The 21,209-nt window shown below is 36.5% G+C and carries 19 protein-coding genes, 2 tRNA genes, 1 rRNA gene and 2 pseudogenes; 15 read left to right on the top strand and 9 right to left on the bottom strand.

Annotated elements, in window-relative coordinates:
- From rrf to tsaD, 7 genes are all read left to right on the top strand, one after another.
- Positions 1-95, top strand: a 5S ribosomal RNA gene (gene rrf / locus AR328_RS20445); the annotation flags it as partial.
- Between the two features lie 62 nt (positions 96-157).
- Positions 158-231: transfer RNA gene (locus tag AR328_RS20440), tRNA-Met, on the top strand.
- 3 nt (positions 232-234) lie between these two features.
- Positions 235-311: transfer RNA gene (locus tag AR328_RS20435), tRNA-Asp, on the top strand.
- Between the two features lie 191 nt (positions 312-502).
- Entirely contained in the window at positions 503-958 is a 456-nt protein-coding gene (gene tsaE, locus AR328_RS20430) for a tRNA (adenosine(37)-N6)-threonylcarbamoyltransferase complex ATPase subunit type 1 TsaE (RefSeq protein ID WP_066301108.1), read from the top strand.
- On the top strand, positions 955-1,656 hold the full coding sequence (gene tsaB, locus AR328_RS20425; RefSeq protein ID WP_066301106.1) for a tRNA (adenosine(37)-N6)-threonylcarbamoyltransferase complex dimerization subunit type 1 TsaB: 702 nt from the start codon (positions 955-957) through the stop codon (positions 1,654-1,656). The genes tsaE and tsaB overlap by 4 nt, the downstream gene beginning before the upstream one ends.
- A 17-nt stretch (positions 1,657-1,673) precedes the next feature.
- Entirely contained in the window at positions 1,674-2,123 is a 450-nt protein-coding gene (gene rimI, locus AR328_RS20420; RefSeq protein ID WP_066301104.1) for a ribosomal protein S18-alanine N-acetyltransferase, read from the top strand.
- Positions 2,123-3,145: a tRNA (adenosine(37)-N6)-threonylcarbamoyltransferase complex transferase subunit TsaD gene (gene tsaD, locus AR328_RS20415; protein ID WP_066301101.1), complete on the top strand. Its 1,023-nt coding sequence runs from the start codon at positions 2,123-2,125 to the stop codon at positions 3,143-3,145. The genes rimI and tsaD overlap by 1 nt, the downstream gene beginning before the upstream one ends.
- Positions 3,146-3,384: 239 nt before the next feature.
- Here tsaD and AR328_RS20410 read toward each other — a convergent pair whose 3' ends face one another.
- Positions 3,385-5,307, bottom strand: coding sequence for an ABC-F family ATP-binding cassette domain-containing protein (locus tag AR328_RS20410; protein WP_066301091.1), 1,923 nt, complete (start codon positions 5,305-5,307; stop codon positions 3,385-3,387).
- Positions 5,308-5,451: 144 nt separating this feature from the next.
- Between AR328_RS20410 and moaC the strand changes: the two genes are divergently transcribed.
- Positions 5,452-5,940 carry a cyclic pyranopterin monophosphate synthase MoaC gene (gene moaC, locus AR328_RS20405; protein WP_066301081.1) on the top strand — a complete coding sequence of 163 codons (489 nt, stop codon included), beginning with the start codon at positions 5,452-5,454 and terminating at the stop codon, positions 5,938-5,940.
- Positions 5,941-6,005: 65 nt separating this feature from the next.
- Positions 6,006-6,653, top strand: a complete 648-nt coding sequence (locus AR328_RS20400) for a redox-sensing transcriptional repressor Rex (RefSeq protein WP_066301080.1) — start codon at positions 6,006-6,008, stop codon at positions 6,651-6,653.
- 33 nt (positions 6,654-6,686) lie between these two features.
- Here AR328_RS20400 and AR328_RS20395 read toward each other — a convergent pair whose 3' ends face one another.
- Positions 6,687-6,887: a YdiK family protein gene (locus AR328_RS20395; protein ID WP_066301078.1), complete on the bottom strand. Its 201-nt coding sequence runs from the start codon at positions 6,885-6,887 to the stop codon at positions 6,687-6,689.
- Positions 6,884-7,615: a CPBP family intramembrane glutamic endopeptidase gene (locus AR328_RS20390; protein WP_066301076.1), complete on the bottom strand. Its 732-nt coding sequence runs from the start codon at positions 7,613-7,615 to the stop codon at positions 6,884-6,886. The genes AR328_RS20395 and AR328_RS20390 overlap by 4 nt, the downstream gene beginning before the upstream one ends.
- A gap of 293 nt (positions 7,616-7,908) precedes the next feature.
- Between AR328_RS20390 and groES the strand changes: the two genes are divergently transcribed.
- Together groES and groL are read left to right on the top strand one after the other, a co-directional pair.
- Positions 7,909-8,193 carry a co-chaperone GroES gene (gene groES / locus AR328_RS20385; protein ID WP_066301067.1) on the top strand — a complete coding sequence of 95 codons (285 nt, stop codon included), beginning with the start codon at positions 7,909-7,911 and terminating at the stop codon, positions 8,191-8,193.
- Positions 8,194-8,260: 67 nt separating this feature from the next.
- Positions 8,261-9,889 carry a chaperonin GroEL gene (gene groL / locus AR328_RS20380; RefSeq protein ID WP_066301052.1) on the top strand — a complete coding sequence of 543 codons (1,629 nt, stop codon included), beginning with the start codon at positions 8,261-8,263 and terminating at the stop codon, positions 9,887-9,889.
- 81 nt (positions 9,890-9,970) lie between these two features.
- On the opposite strand, the gene AR328_RS20375 is transcribed toward groL, so the two are convergent.
- Together AR328_RS20375 and AR328_RS20370 are read right to left on the bottom strand one after the other, a co-directional pair.
- On the bottom strand, positions 9,971-11,188 hold the full coding sequence (locus AR328_RS20375) for a tyrosine-type recombinase/integrase (protein WP_066301125.1): 1,218 nt from the start codon (positions 11,186-11,188) through the stop codon (positions 9,971-9,973).
- A 342-nt stretch (positions 11,189-11,530) separates the two neighbouring features.
- Entirely contained in the window at positions 11,531-12,421 is an 891-nt protein-coding gene (locus tag AR328_RS20370) for a DNA-methyltransferase (protein ID WP_066301050.1), read from the bottom strand.
- Positions 12,422-12,728: 307 nt separating this feature from the next.
- Here AR328_RS20370 and AR328_RS20365 point away from each other — a divergent pair, with 307 nt between their 5' ends.
- Positions 12,729-13,721 carry a hypothetical protein gene (locus AR328_RS20365; RefSeq protein WP_231735056.1) on the top strand — a complete coding sequence of 331 codons (993 nt, stop codon included), beginning with the start codon at positions 12,729-12,731 and terminating at the stop codon, positions 13,719-13,721.
- A gap of 482 nt (positions 13,722-14,203) precedes the next feature.
- On the opposite strand, the gene AR328_RS20360 is transcribed toward AR328_RS20365, so the two are convergent.
- The 4 genes and pseudogenes from AR328_RS20360 to AR328_RS23605 all read right to left on the bottom strand — a co-directional run.
- A complete protein-coding gene (locus tag AR328_RS20360) occupies positions 14,204-14,959 on the bottom strand; it encodes a type II CAAX prenyl endopeptidase Rce1 family protein (protein ID WP_066301040.1) in 756 nt (251 codons plus the stop codon).
- Positions 14,960-15,523: 564 nt separating this feature from the next.
- On the bottom strand, positions 15,524-16,567 hold the full coding sequence (locus tag AR328_RS20355; RefSeq protein WP_066301034.1) for a tyrosine-type recombinase/integrase: 1,044 nt from the start codon (positions 16,565-16,567) through the stop codon (positions 15,524-15,526).
- Positions 16,568-16,584: 17 nt separating this feature from the next.
- The gene (locus tag AR328_RS23610; RefSeq protein ID WP_082677340.1) at positions 16,585-16,668 is read right to left on the bottom strand and encodes an Arm DNA-binding domain-containing protein; all 84 of its coding nucleotides are present in this window, start codon (positions 16,666-16,668) and stop codon (positions 16,585-16,587) included.
- Between the two features lie 236 nt (positions 16,669-16,904).
- Positions 16,905-17,108 (bottom strand): annotated as a pseudogene (locus tag AR328_RS23605) (IS66 family transposase); the annotation flags it as partial.
- A 56-nt stretch (positions 17,109-17,164) separates the two neighbouring features.
- Between AR328_RS23605 and AR328_RS23600 the strand changes: the two are divergent.
- The 3 genes and pseudogenes from AR328_RS23600 to AR328_RS20345 all read left to right on the top strand — a co-directional run.
- Positions 17,165-17,254 (top strand): annotated as a pseudogene (locus tag AR328_RS23600) (hypothetical protein); the annotation flags it as partial.
- Between the two features lie 889 nt (positions 17,255-18,143).
- Positions 18,144-19,928, top strand: a complete 1,785-nt coding sequence (locus AR328_RS20350; RefSeq protein WP_066301031.1) for a type I restriction-modification system subunit M — start codon at positions 18,144-18,146, stop codon at positions 19,926-19,928.
- Positions 19,918-21,207, top strand: coding sequence for a restriction endonuclease subunit S (locus tag AR328_RS20345; RefSeq protein ID WP_066301028.1), 1,290 nt, complete (start codon positions 19,918-19,920; stop codon positions 21,205-21,207). The genes AR328_RS20350 and AR328_RS20345 overlap by 11 nt, the downstream gene beginning before the upstream one ends.
- The last annotated feature ends 2 nt before the right edge of the window (positions 21,208-21,209 follow it).

Below are 21,209 nucleotides of genomic sequence, written 5' to 3'. Positions count from 1 at the left end.
TCACACCCGTTCCCATCCCGAACACGGAAGTTAAGCTTTTCAGCGCCGATGGTAGTTAGGGGCTGTCCCCTTGTGAGAGTAGGACGTCGCTAGGCTGTTTTAAACATATTTACTATGCTATATATGAGCATAATAAAAATCATATAAATATTACTATCGCGGGGTGGAGCAGTTCGGTAGCTCGTCGGGCTCATAACCCGAAGGTCGCAGGTTCAAATCCTGTCCCCGCAATCTGGTCCGGTAGTTCAGTTGGTTAGAATGCCTGCCTGTCACGCAGGAGGTCGCGGGTTCGAGTCCCGTCCGGACCGCCATTTACATGCTTAAACAAGAACGAAACTAAGTTTCGTCTTTTTTTATTTTGCGAAGCTTTTTTTGCTAGCCGTTTTAAAATCATGTACACTATATATGAAAGATACCCTTAGGATGCATCCTAAGGTTTTTTTGATAATAATCAGGTGGGTTAGTCATTCCAATTCTAGAAAAATAATGGTGATCAATTATTATGAGTATATATGAGTTTATTTCGAAACATCCTGAAGATACGATGGAATTTTCAAAACGTCTGGCCACCCTTTTGCAGCCTGGAGATGTCATCGCTCTTGAAGGTGATCTAGGCGCAGGGAAAACCACGTTCACGAAAGGATTGGCCATTGGGTTAGAAATTAAAAGAAATGTTAACAGTCCTACTTTTACCATTATCAAGGAATATCAAGGCAGGCTTCCGTTATATCATATGGATGTTTACCGAGTAGAAGATTCCTTTGAAGACCTGGGATTTGATGAATACTTCGAGGGGGATGGAGTTACAGTTGTAGAATGGGCACACTTAATAGAAAGCCAGTTGCCTGCTGAATTGTTGACCATCTCTCTTTTTCTAGGAGAGAATGGTTCCAGAAGATTTGTGTTAGAACCAAAGGGTAAGAGATACGAGGAGTTATGTAAGGAGATATTAGGATGAAGGTGCTTTCGATTGATACATCTAATTATACGTTAGGTGTTGCGTTATTGGATGGGGATCAAGTAAAAGGCGAATATATGACCAATCTGAAAAAGAATCATTCCGTACGAGTTATGCCTGCTATTGAAGCTTTAATGCGTGATTGTGACATAAAGCCAGCTGACCTTTCAAAAATTGTTGTAGCCAAAGGGCCAGGCTCTTACACAGGTGTTAGAATTGGTGTTACGATTGCGAAAACATTAGCTTGGACACTTAACATCCCATTAGTGGGAATTTCAAGCCTAGAAGTTTCTGCTGCATCAGCTGGACGTTATTTCGATGGCGCTGTATCCCCGCTATTCGATGCAAGAAGAGGACAAATCTACACGGGCCTCTACCAGTTCGTTGATGGCAAAATACATACTTTGCAAAAAGATCAGCTGTTATTATCAACAGAATGGGCAGCAAAGCTTAAGAAACAGGAACGTAAAATTCTATTTATCGGCAATGATTTGCCACTGCATCAGCCTATTCTGAAGGATGTTCTTGGAGACCAGGCTGTTTTTGCGGAAATCACGGAGCAAAATCCTCGGCCGGCAGAGCTTGCTTTGCTAGGAAGAGATAAAGAAGGGGAGGATATACATTCCTTCGTTCCTAACTATATCCGTTTGGCAGAAGCAGAAGCGAATTGGCTAAATGCAAACAAAGAGAAAAAGTAATGATGAGGAAGAACATAATGACGAATTCTTTCACTTTTCGTTTTTTAAGTGAAAAAGATGTGAATGAAGTATTGAAAATTGAACATGCCTCATTTACATTGCCGTGGACGGAAGAAGCTTTTAAAAACGAATTTAAACAAAACAAATTTGCCGTATATATTGGATTAGAAGATGAGGGAAGATTAATTGGCTACTGCGGGGTTTGGGTAATCGTTGATGAGGCGCATATTACAAATGTGGCCGTCTTGCCTGAATACCGAGGGCTGAAGCTTGGGGAAGCATTAATGAAGAAGATTATGGAGATATCCTCAGAAATGGGCGCTCGAACGATGACACTTGAAGTCCGTGTGACTAATTCTGTTGCCCAGTCTTTGTACCGAAAGCTAGGCTTTCAGGATGGAGGCATTCGAAAAAGTTATTATACCGATAATCGAGAAGATGCATTGGTAATGTGGGTGAATTTATAATGAATAAAGATCAATATATTATGGGTATTGAAACAAGCTGTGATGAAACATCCGTAGCGATTGTCAAAAACGGCAGGGAAATTGCCTCCAATATTGTGGCATCGCAAATAGAAAGTCATAAAAGGTTCGGGGGCGTTGTACCTGAAATTGCATCGCGGCACCATGTAGAACAAATAACGATTGTTCTTGAGGAAGCATTAAATCAGGCAGAAATAAGCTTTGATGATCTGGATGCTATTGCCGTTACAGAAGGTCCAGGCCTTGTAGGAGCCTTATTAGTGGGTGTAAACGCAGCAAAAGCGCTTGCCTTTGCCCATAGTATCCCGTTAGTCGGTGTTCATCATATTGCAGGCCATATTTATGCGAATCGGCTTGTGACAGAGCTTGAATTTCCGTTACTCTCCCTCGTTGTTTCTGGTGGACATACAGAGCTGGTCTATATGAAAGAACAAGGGCACTTTGAAGTTATTGGAGAAACTAGGGATGATGCGGCTGGAGAGGCTTATGATAAAGTAGCTAGAACCTTGAATCTGCCATATCCAGGAGGTCCTCACATAGACCGGTTAGCACATGTTGGGGAAGCCGCTATTAATTTGCCAAGAGCTTGGCTGGAGGAAGGCTCCTATGATTTTAGTTTTAGTGGACTAAAATCTGCAGTTATCAACACTGTCCACAATGCGGAACAGCGTGGGGAAAAGTTATCCCCAGAAGACCTAGCCGCAAGCTTTCAGGCAAGTGTCATTGATGTCCTTGTTACGAAAACGCTGAAAGCTGTCGAACAATATAAGGTAAAACAAGTACTCTTAGCAGGTGGAGTTGCAGCCAATAAAGGTTTGCGGTCCACATTACAGAAGGAGTTTGACAAGCTCCCTGGAATTGAGTTGGTCATCCCTCCCTTAAATTTATGTACGGATAATGCGGCTATGATTGCAGCCGCTGGAAGCATCCTTTATGAAAAAGGCGCAAGATCAACGATGGCATTAAATGCGAACCCTGGTCTTGAAATTACTATCCACAACTAATTTGGGTATAAGAAAAACGTCCCTGTTTCTACGGGGACGTTTTTTGTGGATAAAATAGCAATTATCCAAAAAATATGTGTATAATGTGGATAAAACGGCGATTAAATGTGGATAGTGTGGAAAAGTCTGTGGAATGCTATTATTTCAGTCGTTTTAATGTGAATAGTTTTGTGGATAAAAAAATACCAGGAGTGAGTATACTCCTGGTTCAAAATACTCTGAAAAGAAAAGTGTCCCCATTACTCTGCTAAAACTGTCCACTCCTCAACTAATTCATCTAGTTTAGACTTTGCCTCGTTATTTTCCTTCGTTATTTCCAAGACCTTTTCATGATCTTGATAGATGTCGGGCTCACACAGAAGCTGCTCGAATTCAGCAATTTGCGCCTCCAATCTCCCAATCAGCTTTTCAACTTCTTCTAATCTTCTCTGTTTTTGTCTTTCTAACTTTTTTGCTTCCTTATCCATCTGATAGCTGCTTTTTTCTTGATTTACGTGAGTAGAGGAGGAGGGCTTTTCTGCAAGGTCCAAAGCTTTTAACTCTTCTTGTTCTAGCTTCTTCTCCACATAATAATCGTAATCCCCAAGAAACTCATTTGCACCATTTTCGTGAAGCTCAAGCACCTTTGTTGTAATGCGATTGATAAAATAGCGGTCATGAGAAACGAATAGGATCGTTCCAGGATAATCAATTAAAGCATTTTCTAATATCTCTTTACTATCTAAGTCGAGATGGTTTGTTGGCTCATCCAGAATTAAGAAATTTGCCTTTTGCATCATTAATTTTGCCAATGCTAGACGAGCCTTCTCTCCTCCGCTTAAAGTAGAGACGATTTTTAGCACATCATCTCCTGAAAAGAGGAAGTTTCCTAACACCGTTCGAATTTCCTTTTCTGGTGTAAGGGGATATTCATCCCAAAGTTCATTAAGTACACGTTTGTTCGAGGTGAGCTCAGCCTGTTCCTGATCATAATAGCCAATGGCTACGTTGGATCCGTAGTGTATACTTCCTGCTAGTGAAGGAAGCTTCTCAATGATCGTTTTTAAAAGTGTAGATTTGCCAATTCCGTTTGGTCCCACGAGGGCTATACTTTCTCCACGAGTAATTCGGAAGGAAATATTTTTCGAAATCATTTCATCATTGTATCCTACCGCAACAGATTCCACCTTCAGCACTTCATTGCCTGTTTGCTTTTCAATTTGGAAACCGAAATTAGCAGACTTCTCATCCCCTGAAGGACGGTCCAATAATTCCATTCTCTCTAGCTGTTTTCTGCGGCTCTGTGCCCTTTTCGTTGTGGAGGCCCGAGCCAGATTGCGCTGAATAAAGTCTTGCAGTTTAGCTACTTCTTCTTGCTGCTTTTCAAATTGCTTCAAGTCGCGTTCATAGTTTGCTGCTTTTTGGTCAAGATAAGAGCTGTAGTTACCGATATATTTTCTAATTTGATTTCTTGATAATTCATAGACTTGGGAGACGACTTTATCTAAAAAATATCGATCATGGGAAACGATTAAAATAGCCCCGTCATACGTTAGCAAATATTGTTCAAGCCAAGATAAAGTATCAATATCTAAATGGTTCGTAGGCTCGTCCAAAATTAAAATATCAGGCTTCTTTAATAGCAGCTTTCCTAGAGCGAGCCTCGTTTTTTGTCCTCCGCTTAAAGTGGATATTTTCGTATCATAGCTAAAGGATTGAAAGTTCAGCCCGTGAAGAACGGAGCGGATGTCTGATTCGTACTGATAACCGCCTTGTTCTTTAAATTGAACTTGACGATCATCGTATTCTTTTAAGATGCGTTCATAGTTTTCGGGATTAGCCATTGCCTGCGGATCAGACATTTCACCCTCGAGCTTTCGCAATTCTTTTTCAAGCTTTTGCAGATGCTCGAATACGGTTAGCATTTCATCCCATATGGATCTTTCCGATTCAAGTCCGGTATTTTGCGCAAGGTAGCCAATTTCCACTTCCTTCGGCTTAATAATGTCACCAGAATCATAGGATATTTGGCCAGCTATTATTTTTAAAAGCGTGGACTTTCCAGCCCCGTTACGCCCCACAAGGGCAATTCTATCTCTAGTTTGTACTTCAAGTTTTATATTCGATAATATAACTTCAGCACCAAAGTTCTTTATTAATTGATTGACTTGTAATAAAATCATTTTTGTTCACCTCAAGCTTTATAGAATAAGTGTAACTCATTCATATTTGTTGGGCAATGTGTGTGAGGCTGGACTTGAATTATTGTGAAGTGTTTTACACATTTGGCTAAAAATAGTGTATGATTTTGTTGTGAGGTGTTTTAAATGAATGAATTTACCCATTTTAATCAAGAAGGCAGAGCAAAGATGGTCGATATTAGCGAAAAATCTGTGACGGCGAGAACGGCGATTGCTCACTCAAGTATTACAGTTAATAAAGAAATATATGAAAAAATCACTTCTAATCAAATGAAAAAAGGCGATGTCCTTGCGGTTGCACAAGTTGCTGGAGTGATGGCATGCAAGAAAACATGGGAAATAATCCCAATGTGTCATCCGATCCCTTTAACAGGGGTAGATATTTCCTTCTCATGGAGCGTTGATCAAGAAGAATATACATTGCTCATTGCCGCTACTGTCAAAACAAAAGGGCATACTGGAGTTGAAATGGAAGCGTTAACAGCCGCATCCGTATGTGCCTTAACAGTTTATGATATGTGCAAGGCAGTTGATAAAGGAATGGTTATTGGCAAAACCTATTTAGTAGAAAAAACAGGCGGAAAAAATGGGGATTTTAAAAGAGATCCCTTGTAATAATTGCTCTATGTGATTAAGTCATATGAGCAAACGTAAAGGTTTCTATGAGAGGAGATAAGATAATGGCGAATGAGTCATTAAAAATTCCACAAGCAACGGCCAAACGGCTTCCTTTATATTATCGATTCTTAAAAAATTTGCATGCTTCTGGGAAACAAAGAGTCTCTTCTGCAGAATTAAGTGACGCAGTGAAGGTCGATTCTGCTACCATTCGGCGGGATTTTTCCTACTTTGGAGCTTTAGGGAAAAAAGGGTATGGGTATAATGTAAATTATTTACTTACCTTTTTCCGGAAAACATTAGATCAAGATGAATTAACGAAGGTCGCTCTTATTGGTGTTGGTAATTTAGGAACTGCCTTTTTGAATTATAATTTCCTCAAAAACAATAATACGAAAATTGAAGTAGCCTTTGATGTAGACGAGGGAAAAGTTGGCACATTCATTGGTGATGTACCGATTTATCATATGAATGATCTGGAAAAAGTAATCGAGGACCAACAAATTCAAGTCGCGATTTTAACAGTTCCAGCTCTTGCAGCTCAGCCGATTGCTGACAGAATTGTTCAAGGCAGTGTAAATGGAATTTTGAATTTTACTCCTGCGCGTTTATCTGTGCCGTCCTCAATCAGAATCCATCATATCGATTTAGCTGTGGAGCTGCAGTCGCTAATCTACTTTCTTAAGCATTATCCTACAGATGAAGAATAAGCTAAACAAAGAAAATGAGCATTTACATAGTGCTCATTTTCTTTGTTTGTTATTAGCAAAATGAAAGGCAACCATCCGCAGGCCAGTACCTAAATCAAGGGTTGCGATAATTATGAGAAAGTAAGTAAATATTCCCCAGCCATCGTTTCTTTGAATGCTTTGGATCGCGATATAGGTAAAGAGGATCCCAAGAATAATATAAATGATGCCTGACATTAATGGTGTCCTTCTCATAAAAATCCTCCAATAAAGCTTTGCATTTTTTCCGCTTCTTTAATCCAGTTTTCAATATTTTCCCTGTTGAATTGGATAATAACGACAAGTGTATTCATGGCCACATGTGCAAAAATCGGTACAAGAATTCGCTTTGTTTTGACATATAGGAAAGCAAAGGTAAAGCCCATTGCTGAGTACAAAAGAATATGTTCAAACTCAAAGTGAGCAACAGCAAAAATAATAGAACTTATTAATGCTGATAGAAAAAAGTTCAGCCGTTTATGAATCGTTCCGAAAATAATTTTTCGAAAGACAATTTCCTCAAGAATTGGCCCAATAATAGAGCTGATGACAACGACTAATGGTGATGCCTGAATAAGTCTGATAATTTGCTGAGTGTTTTCCGAGCCCATTTCAATACCGAGTAAATTTTCTATATTGGCAGCAATTGATTGGGCAAATAAGGCAAGAAATACCCCGCCAATGGCCCAGGCTATGGAAGATCCGGTAGAGGTCGTATGCCTCATGGAGAAGCTGTCTTTTATTTCCTTTCTAAGGAAAACTAAAATAATAATGAAAGCCAGTGTAAAGCTTATCACGATCCAAGATGAAACTGCGAATGTTTCCATGTCCTTCATGCTTTTCCCGAATAGTGTTCCCCAAAACGCAATAAACGGAACCCCAATTAAGCTAGATAAATGCATCCCTATATAAGCAATGAGAATATACCAATATTCTTTTTTCAATATTTTATCTCCTTATCCATTGTGTATACCAACATTCATTTTACCCGTAAAAAGGTCCAAGTATCAAATAGTAGACTTTAAAAATGGTTTGCTGTTCGGTTTTTTAGGATAGACTATCATTTGGCAATGAATGTAAAAAAGTAAAGTGCCCATCTTAAATATTTTTTACAAAAAATTGAGCTTCACTCTTGCAAATGTGCACCAGATTCATTAATATAATAATTGTGTTAGCACTCAGTAGATGAGAGTGCTAATAAATAAAATTTACATATTTATTGAGGAGGTTGTTTCACTTGTTAAAGCCACTAGGTGATCGAATTATTATCGAGCTTGTTGAAACTGAAGAAAAAACTGCAAGCGGCATCGTTTTGCCGGACACTGCAAAAGAAAAGCCTCAAGAAGGCAATGTAGTTGCTGTTGGAACTGGCCGCGTTCTTGAGAACGGTGAGCGTGTAGCCCTTGAAGTTGCTCAAGGCGACCGTATTATCTTCTCAAAATATGCTGGTACTGAAGTGAAGTACGATGGCAAAGAATATTTAATTTTACGCGAAAATGACATTCTTGCTGTGATCGGCTAATTTAGTCAGACAGCTTTACAAATTGATTTGAACTGCCTATTTAACTATTTCGAGGAGGTTATTTATTATGGCAAAAGAGATTAAATTTAGTGAAGATGCACGCCGCGCAATGCTTCGCGGAGTGGACGCTCTTGCAAATGCAGTAAAAGTAACTCTTGGACCAAAAGGACGCAACGTGGTTCTTGAGAAAAAATTCGGTTCTCCGTTAATTACAAATGACGGTGTAACAATTGCAAAAGAAATCGAATTAGAAGATGCTTTCGAAAACATGGGTGCAAAGCTTGTTGCTGAAGTTGCAAGCAAAACGAACGATGTTGCTGGTGACGGAACAACAACTGCAACAGTTCTTGCTCAAGCAATGATCCGTGAAGGTCTTAAGAACGTTACAGCTGGTGCTAACCCAATGGGTATCCGCAAAGGTATCGAAAAAGCTGTTGCTGCGGCTGTAGAAGAATTACAAGTAATCGCTAAGCCAATTGAAGGCAAAGAGTCAATTGCACAGGTTGCTGCTATTTCTTCTGACGATAAAGAAGTTGGTGCTCTTATCGCAGAAGCTATGGAGCGCGTTGGCAACGACGGCGTTATCACAATCGAAGAATCAAAAGGCTTCACTACAGAGCTTGACGTAGTAGAAGGTATGCAATTCGACCGTGGATATGCTTCTCCATACATGGTAACGGATTCTGACAAAATGGAAGCTATTCTAGATAATCCATATATATTAATTACTGATAAAAAGATCACTAGTATTCAAGAAATCCTTCCAGTTCTTGAGCAAGTGGTTCAACAAGGCAAGCCATTATTGCTTGTTGCTGAAGATGTTGAAGGAGAAGCACTTGCTACATTAGTAGTGAACAAGCTTCGCGGAACATTTAACGCAGTAGCAGTTAAAGCTCCTGGCTTCGGTGACCGCCGTAAGGCAATGCTTGAAGATATCGCGATCCTAACTGGCGGTGAAGTAATCACGGAAGAATTAGGCCGTGACCTGAAATCTGCAACAATCGAATCTTTAGGACGCGCTTCTAAAGTAGTTGTAACGAAAGAAAACACTACAATTGTTGAAGGTGCAGGAGACAGCGCACAAATCGCTTCTCGTGTAAACCAAATTCGTGTTCAATTAGAAGAAACTACTTCAGAATTCGATAAAGAAAAATTACAAGAGCGTTTAGCTAAATTAGCTGGTGGAGTAGCGGTTATTAAAGTTGGTGCTGCTACAGAAACAGAATTAAAAGAGCGCAAACTTCGCATTGAAGATGCTCTAAACGCAACTCGTGCAGCTGTTGAAGAAGGAATCGTATCCGGTGGTGGAGTAGCTCTACTTAACGTTTACAATAAAGTAGCTGCACTTCAAGAAGAGGGCGACATCCAAACAGGTATCAACATCGTCCTACGCGCGATTGAAGAGCCTGTACGCACAATCGCTGAAAATGCCGGCTTAGAAGGTTCTGTAATTGTTGACCGCTTAAAGCGCGAAGAAGTAGGAATCGGCTTCAACGCAGCAACTGGCGAGTGGGTTAACATGGTCGACGCTGGTATCGTAGATCCTAAGAAAGTAACTCGTTCTGCCCTTCAAAACGCTGGTTCCGTAGCAGCTATGCTTCTAACTACTGAAGCAGTCATTGCTGATAAGCCTGAGCCAAACGCACCTGCAATGCCTGATATGGGCGGAATGGGTGGAATGGGCGGCATGATGTAATAAGTGCCTCCAACCCTTGATATGAATGGGTTTGTTGGTAAGGTGAGAGTGGTTTGCTAACATTTTGCAACATTGAGGTTTTTAACGGAGGCTTCTCATTAGTTCACCGAACTTTTGAGAGGCTTCTTTTTTCATTTCTTTCGTAACATGGAGATACACATTCTTTGTAATTTGGTCATCAGTATGGCCGAGCCGATCCATTATTTGTTCGAGTGAGACACCTGCCTCTGCTAAGAGAGAGGTATGCGTATGTCGCAAAGAATGTGGTGTTGACTCTTCATTTAAATCTGCGATTTTAAGTAGCCTTTTCATACGGTCTCGAACATTTTTAATCACAATAGGATATCCGAAGTGCCGCTCCATTTTGGCAAAGATAAAGTCTTGGTTATAGTAATGGTTGCCTAATTGATCAATGACTTGATTCTGAACCTTTTTATGTTCCTTCAAAGCTTCAATCACCTCTTCATCGACAACTATTTTTCGTCTAGACTTTCGGGTTTTCGGTGGGACTAATTGATACTCAACCGTATTATTATTATTAGGATTATAATACGTTTTAGTAATACTGATTGTATGGTTTTTGAAGTCTATATCCTTCCACTTAAGAGCAACTAATTCTCCAACCTGAATTCCTGTATAGGCGAGTATTAAAAACACCAAGAAATCATGTTCGAGACCATGTTGTTTTGCTGTTTCTAAAAACAAGGCAAGCTCTTCTTTTTCTAAGTAATTTGGAACTTCCTCTTCTTCGAGTTGTTCAATCGTTTTTCTATCCTTCTTCACATAAGCAAATTCCGTCGGGTCCTTCTTAATAATCTCCAGTTCTAAGGCCTTTCGGAAAATCATTCTCCCTGTACGATTGATTCCTTCCCTTGTGCTATCAGCTAACCCTTGATCTTTTAAATCATTGAGAGCATCTTGGTACATCTTTCTTGTGATGTCTTTCAATTTTAATTGAGCAAAGTAGGGTAATAACCTCCCAATTTCATGAATTCGAACACGAATAGTTCCCGGCTTAACGTCCTTTGAGTCACGGTAGATAGGCAGCCATTCATTAGCAAAGTCGCTGAAGGTCTTGTCTGTCTCTTCTACATATGTCCCTTGGTTTAACTCATAAATGAGAGTATTGGCTGCCGCTTCAGCTTCTTGTTGGGTCAGAAAACCACTTTTCGATTTCTGTTTCCTTTTTCCAGTGATAGGGTCTATTCCTATATCGACGACAAAAGCCCATTTTGAACCACAACTGCACTTTTTCTTCTTCTTGCAGGTGCAGTTCCTTCGATAAATATGTCCTTTCATTGGCATCCTCACTTCCTGAAAAATATTTTGTTGCTAAAAATACATTATTACCAAGTGTAATTCCAATAATTCATTCCATTCATTCGAAACATTGATTAGGGGGAAGTATATACGTAGTAGACAAATACTGCGCAGCAAATAAATTGGGACCTGGAAAAATGTATTGAGTTTTGATTTATTCCTCGAGTTATTTGAAAAGTCAAAACTAAACCTGGAATTAAGAGGGATGACTATACTCGGATAATTAAAGTGGCAATCTAATTCTCAATAAATCATGTTTATCATTTTATCTGCTATTTGAAAATTTTATAATGGAAAGCACAAAATTTAACCCTAGTTAAATTAACTAGGGTTTGTTGTAACTTTTTCACTTAAAGCCTTAATTTCTCTTATTGCGGAATTACAAAAATCTATATTAATTTCACATCCTATCACGTTTAAGTTATTATCTAGTCCAGCTACTAAAGTAGTACCTACACCTGAAAATGGATCAAGAATTAGATCGCCTTGTTTAGTACATAAACTAAATATAAAGTTAGGTAAAGCCAATGGAAATTTAGCAGGGTGATTACTACTTAATCTATTCTCTGTAAAACCTATATTTGTATGAAAATAATTAGGTCTAGATTTTTTAACTAATTTATTTTCTGTTTTGCAACTCGCGCATTTAAAATCTAATGACATTGGAAGATAATTTTCTCTATTTATTATGGCTTTACCCTTGGAAAACATTAGTATATATTCCCAACCATCATCTAAATAATAAGGTTTACTAGTTGAAAGTAATGGCCTTGGGTTGTTTTTAAACCAAATTATTGTATCTCTATGAGAAAATCCTTGAAGAGTTACTCTCCTAACTATCTCATGACTTATATCAAAAGTAGTCAAGTTATTCCTAATTTTATTTACATTAACAAAAAACCACTTATTATTTTTCAAGACTCTAAAACATTGCTTAAATACTTCCTCTAAACTATTAAAGTAATCTTCGATTGATTGACCAAATCCAATTTCATTCATCATTGGAATACCACTTCTTGGCATATTATATTTTGCTTGATTTCCTTCTTCTCTTCCTAGTTCTCCATATGCCCTTGAGTTAAGATAGGGTGGACTTGTTAAGATACAATCTACAGAATTATCTTTTAGTTGTTGCAATGCTTTCCTATTGTCATAAGGATAGATTGTCCATGAGTTATCTCGTATGCGCCCTTCCAAAGTTGTTCTATTCAAATTTAATAGAACTCCTTTCTTTGTAGACTCTGAGCGCTCATAATAAATTTATATGAGTGAAAAGACTTTGTATTACAACAAAAAAAGAAAAACCTACAATAAACCTTTTATATTTGTATCCAACAAATTATTTTAAGGTGACACCTGATGAGGAGGGCATTTAAATGAATTAATGTATTTATTTATTCATTTAACCCAACACTAATTATAAGATTTGGGGGTTAGGTGATAAGTATTGCTTGAGAATAATAATTATGAACTAATATTAAATAGGTTCAAAAGTCTAAATTTCTATGAAGCGTCTACATTGAAGGATAAAATACATAAGAATAATCATATAGAAGTTCGAAAACTTCTCAGCAACTATAATATTGTAAAACCTTGGGATACAAATAGGTCTTGTGGTAAAAGTGATTATTTTGATATTCCCGAATTAAAGACATCCAAAATTATTAGATCAAATAGTAAGCTAGTAGTAACTAGACCTACTTTAGACAGCGAAAAACCTGTTGTTTATGTGTATCAAAACTGGCAAGAAAAATTTTGGGAAATTACGGAAAAAATAATAGGTAAGGGTTATTTTGAAAATTTCCAAAATGATTCCAAAAAAATAAAAGGTTGGTTTGATGAACATAACTTACTGAGATTTGGTACTAAAAAAACTGACAGTGTTTATGTTGAGTTTGATCGAGCAAATCTGAATTCTCTGTTAAAGCAAAAGTATTATTTTGAAGATGAAGAAACAGGACAACATTTACACTTAAGTTATCAAGCACAACTTAGTGCATTGGGAGCTTATTTTGGTTTAAAGTCAAAATTGGCTAAAGGTGAAAAAAACCAAAGCTTATACGGGTTAGAGTTAAATACCATCGCAAACCTAACAATGGAAGATCTTAATATAGAAAATCTTAAAGTTGGAAAATCGAAAGAGCAAGTTGATTATTTAGATGTAATTTGGGCCAATAAAAATCATAAGATTTTAGCTGCTTTTGAAGTGGAATTAAAAAGAGATTGGTTGGATGTATTATCCAAATTTCAGAATTTAAAGCTATTGAGTGGAGAAAATGGAGAAGAAATTTATTATGTAATAGTCGGTAATCATCCCAATAAAGATATACCAGCTATTTTGGAATGGGTTTGTGCTGAAAATATCCGTAGAGATTTTGAAAACACACAATTACTAAAGTATCTACCTATCCAAAATTTAAAGGAGATATTATATAAACGAGACAAGCATACAATTCCAAACTTATTAAGAGAAGAATTCTTTAATGGAAATATATTAGTGGATATTAATTAATTTTAATAAGAATTAACCCCAATAAGAAAAGGTTAGATCCACACTATTAATACTGTAAAAAAGATGGCAAAACCTTTTCGGTGATGAAAAAATAACTGCTTCTTTACCGGAATACCTTACGAATCGCCTCATATATTCACCTACTAAACGAAGAATCCTATTATTTCCGTTAAAGAATATAAGATACTAAGGGTACCCTGAATACCCATTTATCACCAAGTGACTCCCGCTTTTAAGCGATCACTCTGGGTCAATTTTTATTTTGACAAACAGGTCGAAAAATATGTGAGTACATTATTGCGCAGTACAATATACTGTAAACATTGTTAAAGGCGATTACTTTAAAAGTAGTCGCCTTTCGTATTTGACTTATACTGTGCAGCAAAGACCTTCTTTTTTTGTTACATTGTGAAGGGGCGCACTTTTTCCTGGGATGTTAATAAAAGAGATAGATAAGAATGTTTTCGGCAGTTTCAAACAACCTATGATACTGGCTTTTTCTTAAGAGAAGAAGTCTTGAACATCCATCCAAACCAGCAAATCATAAAGACTATGGAGACAATTTGAACAAATAAATCACCAAATACAGTATGTCCAGTAAAACTATAAAAGTCAGCAAAAAAGTGCTCGATAATGAGAGGGATGATACTACGATAATACAACATCAGATAAAAAGTCGGAATAACACCGAACATAATCGGGATACCTGCTGTAAATTCATAGCTGAATACATGTAAGTGTCCAAATATAAATGCGGCTATAAGAGTTGCAATTAAGATTCGCGTGTTCTTGGTGCCGACAGTGATCAAACTAAACAAAGCTAAAAACATCAAAAGTTTAAAAAATTCTTCACCAACCGCAATAAAAGGGAGTATTTCTAATTTATTTAGATATTCCTCATTCGTTAAAACAAGGTCCTTTAATCCTTGTGGATCCATTACCCCAAACAAAGACATAATCTTTAACCCCGCAATTGAAAAGAGAAGAGATACAACAATGGTAATCCCCGATATTTTTAACAGCTCCAAGAGCTTGTATTGTTTGAAATTAACAAAAGGCTTAATATCCTTGTACCCAATTAACAAACATACAAGGGTAAGCCAAATAGCGTGATACGCACCTTCATTTATGCTAATGAGCATGCCGGGAATTAATAAAGAATACAGCACAGCTCTTCGAAAAGGAATAGAATCTAAAATAGGGTGAGAGTTAACTTTTTTAATAAAATCTTTAATCATCCATGTCACTTCCTAACAAGGGTTTGTACATATATACAGCAGCTCTAACTAATATATGTGACTAGATCATAAAATCACGTTATTATTAAAACGGAGAGGCTATAGGGGTTCGGTTGGCATTCGAGTAATATGCTTTTTAAATTGGAAAGGAAATTAAGGGTTTTTCGAAATCGTTTCACATGATGATGACTTAAGGCAGTTTTATAAGAGCCATAGGTGTATAAAATACTTAAATAAAATACCCGCTCCAGCGATAAATCGTAGTGAGTAGGTTATGTTATTTGTCCTGGTTTTAAAAAATGAGGTTTACGTGTGGAGAGGTCTAGATTTTTGAAACAGGACTGGACGTTAATTATTAATGTATGAGGAAAAGAGGGTGGTCACTACTTGACCGTCTTTTTTGGCTTATTCAAGTAACGGGCCTTTTGTTGAATAAGTCTTGTAATTTATAACAGGGGATTTTAATGCGCAGTTCAACGATACTGTTCATTAGAAAAGGGTATTTTAACAAACTTATATAAGTGAAAGCAAAATGAGGAATTTTGCTTTCACTATAATTAATTACTAAGCGCTTTCCATGAAGTTATCAAATTTATCAGATGCTTCTCTCTTCACAGGGTCTGTAACATGAAGATATATCTTCCTGGTTATTGCATCATCAAAATGACCTAAGCGTTCTTTAATGTCCTCGAGTTTTACTCCAGCTGCAGCAAGTAGTGAAGTGTGCGTATGACGCATGCTGTGAGGGGAAAGTTTGGTATTTAAATTGGCTAATTTAAGTAACCTTTTCATTCTATTTTCCACTAACTTTGTTAAGATAGGGAGGCCTTGATGGCTTTTAATATTTGTAAAAATGAAACCCTTATTATTGTAAGAATCCCCTAATCTAGCAATGATCTTTTCTTGTTCTTCTTTATGTTTTTTTAGTAGTTCAATAACAAGGTTTGATACCACAATTTTTCGTTTAGATTTCTCTGTCTTAGGTAATACTAATTCATATTTCGCGATATTATTATATTCGCTATAGTACGTTTTGTTAATGCGGACAGTTCGCTTAGTAAAATCAATATCATTCCATTTAAGTACTACTAATTCACCTACCCGCATACCAGTGTAGGCTAACATAGTGAAGATGAGATCATCCATATACAGTCCATTTGTCTTTGCTGCATCCAAAAAGACTTTGAGCTCTTCTTTTTCAAAGTAATTTGGAAGGTCCTCATCCTGCTTCTTCTGATCATCCTCATTTGTTTCTTTGATTACTTTAATATCTTTTTTAATATAGGCCTTCTTTACCGGGTCTTCTCTTATCAGTTTCTTATGGACGGCCATATCAAAAATCATTTTACCAGTTGCCAGGATGCCCTCCAGTGTACTTTTGGCTAAATTACTAGCTTTTAAATCATCCAAAGCCTCTTGGAACATTTCCTCTGAAATGTTTTTAAGCTTTATGTGAGCAAGGTAGGGGAGTAATTTATTTATTCCATATTTTCGAAGTCGAACTGTTCCAGGTTCAGGACAAGTTCGTTCGATATACGTGGGCAACCATTGCTTAGCAAAATCCTTAAATAAAATATTAGATTCCTTGATAAAAGTACCTTGTTTCACACTAGTGATTAACGCGGTTACAGCATCTTCCGCTTTTTTTTTGTTTTAAAACCGCCCTTTGTTTTTTGTCTTCTTTCACCAGTTTTCGGGTCGGGCCCAATGTCTACCCAGTATGTCCACGATTTGCCACAGTGCTATGGTGCCTGTCCCCCAGTACGGTAATACTTTATATTACTGGGGGATAGGTACCTTTTTTGGGGGTCAAGTGTACAAAGTGTAAGTGAAGAATCAAGATATTCATAGCCCGAAATATAAAAATAAGCGTACCCATATCGGTATGCATGGCAAATAACCTTATTTCATGATCTTTTTAAATCAGATTTACGGTTATTTCATTTTATTTTCCACATTCCGCTTGAATTATTTTCGAGCAAGGCATATAAAGGTGTATAATTTCTTGATTTCAATAGATATCTAGATTTGGAAGATCCGTCAATAATCTTATAAGATAGCGATAGAAATCCACACCATTTGCCTTTGCTGTTTCTGCGATACTTAAACAGATCGCATTGGTCCTGGCATCAGCTTCGCTAATGCTATACTGCCTGTCCCCCAGTGCGGTAAAACATTAATTTACTGTGGGGGACAGGCACCTTTTTTCTAACTACTGAAGCGGTAATTGCTGACAAGCCAGAATCAAACGCACCTGCAATGCCTGACATGGGTGGAATGGGTGGAATGATGTAATAACTGCTTTGAAACCTTGTTATAGCAAGGAATCATGCGGGTTACATTAGGTCATTTGCCTAAAAAAGTCACATTTTATTCATAAAAGAGGTTTCTCATAAGTTCAATGAACTTTTGAGAGGCCTCTTTTTTCGTCTACTGAAGAGTATCTAAAGAAAAATAAGCGGAAGATTTCCGATTGAATTTAGAAATACCCAAATTTCCTTAAAAATAAGGGGAGGTTTTCGGAGGTTTTCCGTTTATAGTATCCAAATCAATGGATTTTGACATATTTTGAGCAGTTAGTCGGAATATCTCCGGTTATATCAGCTTTTTATGCTTCTACTATATACATTATCCGGAAATTCTCCGCCTATGAATTCTCATACCACACGAAAATCAACAAAAAAACACCTACTCAAATAATGCGAGTATGTGTGAGATTTTGTATGCGATTTACTTATTTTGTCCCCTTTAAGAGAACCCGTTGGACTTTTATAGATGGCTCAAAAAAAGTAAAATTAGTTTAAAATCTAATCAATTATATAGAACAAAATAGAAGAGGGTTTTATAATGTTACAAGAATACCCAGAAACCGTTCGAGGAGTGACAGGCACCCTTCATGGGGTTTATAGAGAGTAATTACAAAATCATAAGTTTTATAGATTGTATTTGTCTTTTTTTCTAGAAACATTTCCAAATATTTGTCACTCTCTTGTGACAAGATTTAAGCGCTGGTATCATTGTAATAAGACTATATTCTTATTTAGTATAATAGAAATCCAAAAAGGTAGAAGAAATCTGTCATCTGCTGACTGAAAAGCAGCGTTGAAACTAGAGGCTTCATAATATGAGAAAAAGGAATGCAAATAAGAAAACAATCAAGAAAATAGAAAACAGGAGAATAACAATGAATGAATTGAATCGTAATTTACAAACAGCAATCAATGTTCAGAAGCAAGCCAATCTTATATGGAACGTAGCAGACATTTTACGAGGGCTATACAAGCCTCATGAATATGGGAAGGTTATCCTTCCGATGACAGTTATTAAACGACTTCATGACACCTTGATATCAACACGTGATGAAGTTTTAAAAGCTGCTGAACAATATAAAAATATGAATGAAACAATGCGCAATCGCTTTTTAGAAAAAGCATCTGGTTATTCTTTTTATAATACAAGCTTATATACATTTGAAACGTTGCTTGCAGATCCAGCAAATATCGAAACAAATTTTAGAGCATATTTAAACGGATTTTCAGATAATATGCAAGATATTTTGGCGAACTTTAAATTTGATGTTGAAATCACAAATATGGCTGAAAATGATGCGCTGTATTATGTAATTCAAGAATTCAACAAAAAGGAATCTTATTTAGGACCTGACAAGGTAACAAGTACAGATATGGGCTATGTTTTCGAAGAATTGGTACGAAAATTCTCGGAGAGTTATAACGAAGAAGCAGGAGCACACTTTACAAGCCGAGATATCATTTATTTAATGACAGACTTGTTATTAGTTGAGGATCGAGACACATTAACTGGTCAAGATGTAGTAAAAACAGTTTACGACCAAACGATGGGAACATCACAAATGCTGTCTGCTATGATTGAGCGTATTCATGATTTTAATGAGAGTGCTGAAGTACGTACTTTTGGACAAGAATTAAACCCAGAAACTTTTGCCATTGCGAAAGCAGACACGATGATTCGTGGAGGGAATCCAGACAATATGGCTTTAGGTAGCACGTTATCGAATGATCAATTTGAAGGCTATACCTTTGATTATTGTATTTCAAACCCACCATTCGGAATAGATTGGAAGAAAGATAAAAACAAAGTTGAAGAAGAGCATCAAAAAGGTGAAAATGGTCGATTTGGTGTGGGATTACCTAAAATTAGTGATGGTCAATTGTTATTCCAACTAAATGGTATCTCAAAACTAAAAGAAACAGGACGTATGGCAATTGTTCACAATGGATCGGCATTATTTTCAGGAAATGCAGGTGGGGGCGAAAGTGCAATTCGTCAATATGTAATTGAAAATGATTGGTTAGAAGCGATTGTCCAATTACCTACAGACTTATTCTACAATACAGGTATATCAACGTATGTGTGGATTATTACGAAAAATAAATCGGCTGAGCGTCAAGGTAAAGTTCAATTAATTGATGCTTCTAAAATATTTGAAAAGCGACGTAAAAACATTGGGGAAAAACGTGTTGATATTAGTGAAGAATGTCGAAATATTATTGTTCAAGCATATGGAGAGTTTGATAACAAAGAATATTATTTAGATGAAAAGTTTGTAGAATCAAAAGTGTTTGAAAATGAAGAGTTTGGCTTCACTAAAGTCACAGTAGAAAGTCCTCAAAGAGATGAAGAAGGTAACATCATTTTGAAAAAAGGAAAGCCTGTAGCGAATACAAATTTACGAGATACGGAAGATATTCCACTGAAAGAAGATATTCAGGAGTATTTTGAACGTGAGGTATTACCATTTAATCCAAATGCTTGGATGGATCGTAAGAAAGATAAGGTTGGATATGAAATCCCACTCACACGTTTGTTCTATAAATATCAAGCTCCAGAATCTTCTGAAGTGATTGCAGTACGAATAAAAAAATTAGAAGAATCGATTGTAGCGAACTTTGAGGCTTTGTCAGGTAAGGATGTGAGTAATGTTGACTAGGGCAATGAAAGACTCAGGTGTTAGGTGGATTGGGGGAATTCCAAGTAATTGGGAATTATCAACGATAGGCGCCCATTATAAACAAAGAAATGAAAAAGTATCTGACCTTGACTTTGCACCTTTATCTGTTACAAAGAATGGGGTTGTACCACAGTTAGATACGGTAGCAAAGTCTTCTAATCATAATGATAGAAAATTAGTAAAAAAAGATGATTTTGTTATTAACTCGAGGTCGGATAGAAAAATGTCAGCTGGCATTGCAAATGAAGATGGATCTGTATCTTTAATTAATACAGTGTTATTTTCTAAAAGTATTTCAAAAGAATACACAAAATATTTATTGAAAAATACATCTTTTGCAGAGGAGTTTTATCGATGGGGGACTGGAATTGTTGCTGATTTATGGTCAACAAAATGGGATAAAATGAAAAAAATTTCTATACCTGTACCATTGTTAGATGAACAAATGAAAATAGCAGATAAACTAAATGAAATCACTAATACGATTGACTTAATCATTTCTGATACTCAACAATCTATCGAAGAACTAAAGCAGTATAAGCAAGCCTTAATTACTGAAGTGGTAACAAAGGGGTTAGATAAGAATGTTGAAATGAAGATGGTTGATGATATTGAAATACCTAATAATTGGGAATATATATCTTTAGGGAATATTTTTAATTTTATTGGTGGGAATGCTTATAAAAGTGACAAGTTTAAATTTAAGACAAATAATCAGGTTATCAGAATTTCTAATGTTAAAAACTTTGAACTGAATTTAGATAAAGCACCTGTTTTTATAGATGATGATTATGCAAAAGAAACCGTAATTTATAAAATAAAAGAAGATGATATTCTATTTACTATGACAGGAACAAAAGGAAAAAGAGACTATTTTTATTCCAAATTAATCACCAAATTTGATGTTGATTCTAAGAATTTATATTTGAATCAACGAGTAGGAATTTTAAGAAGGAAATCACCAAATTTAATTATAAATTATTTCGACTATGTTTTAAAAATTGATTCGGTGTTAGATCAAGTTTTTGATTATGAAACTGGTACTGCTAATCAAGGAAACATAGGATTTGAGTATACAAAAAAAGTAAAAGTTCCTGTGCCTAGTATTGAAGAGCAGAAAGAGATAGTCATATATCTTGATAATAATGTTAGTAAAATAGATACGTTGCTTTGTTATAAGGAAGAAATTATCGAAGAGTTTGAACAATACAAAAAATCACTAATCTATGAATACATAACTGGTAAAAAAGAAGTTTAGGG

Source organism: Bacillus sp. FJAT-29937 (genome assembly GCF_001509555.1).
Taxonomy (GTDB): Bacteria; Bacillota; Bacilli; order Bacillales; family Cytobacillaceae; genus Cytobacillus.
This window is presented reverse-complemented; position numbering and strand designations above follow the sequence as displayed.

What these genes read in the sequence shown, in the direction of transcription:
- AR328_RS20345 (WP_066301028.1), top strand. Translation starts at nt 19,918, where the DNA reads ATGTTGACTAGGGCAATGAAAGACTCAGGTGTTAGGTGGATTGGGGGA.
- groL (WP_066301052.1), top strand. Translation starts at nt 8,261, where the DNA reads ATGGCAAAAGAGATTAAATTTAGTGAAGATGCACGCCGCGCAATGCTT.
- AR328_RS20395 (WP_066301078.1), bottom strand. Translation starts at nt 6,887, where the DNA reads ATGAGAAGGACACCATTAATGTCAGGCATCATTTATATTATTCTTGGG.
- tsaB (WP_066301106.1), top strand. Translation starts at nt 955, where the DNA reads ATGAAGGTGCTTTCGATTGATACATCTAATTATACGTTAGGTGTTGCG.
- AR328_RS20410 (WP_066301091.1), bottom strand. Translation starts at nt 5,307, where the DNA reads ATGATTTTATTACAAGTCAATCAATTAATAAAGAACTTTGGTGCTGAA.
- AR328_RS20360 (WP_066301040.1), bottom strand. Translation starts at nt 14,959, where the DNA reads ATGATTAAAGATTTTATTAAAAAAGTTAACTCTCACCCTATTTTAGAT.
- tsaE (WP_066301108.1), top strand. Translation starts at nt 503, where the DNA reads ATGAGTATATATGAGTTTATTTCGAAACATCCTGAAGATACGATGGAA.
- rimI (WP_066301104.1), top strand. Translation starts at nt 1,674, where the DNA reads ATGACGAATTCTTTCACTTTTCGTTTTTTAAGTGAAAAAGATGTGAAT.
- AR328_RS20350 (WP_066301031.1), top strand. Translation starts at nt 18,144, where the DNA reads ATGAATGAATTGAATCGTAATTTACAAACAGCAATCAATGTTCAGAAG.
- AR328_RS20400 (WP_066301080.1), top strand. Translation starts at nt 6,006, where the DNA reads ATGGCGAATGAGTCATTAAAAATTCCACAAGCAACGGCCAAACGGCTT.
- AR328_RS20375 (WP_066301125.1), bottom strand. Translation starts at nt 11,188, where the DNA reads ATGAAAGGACATATTTATCGAAGGAACTGCACCTGCAAGAAGAAGAAA.
- moaC (WP_066301081.1), top strand. Translation starts at nt 5,452, where the DNA reads ATGAATGAATTTACCCATTTTAATCAAGAAGGCAGAGCAAAGATGGTC.
- tsaD (WP_066301101.1), top strand. Translation starts at nt 2,123, where the DNA reads ATGAATAAAGATCAATATATTATGGGTATTGAAACAAGCTGTGATGAA.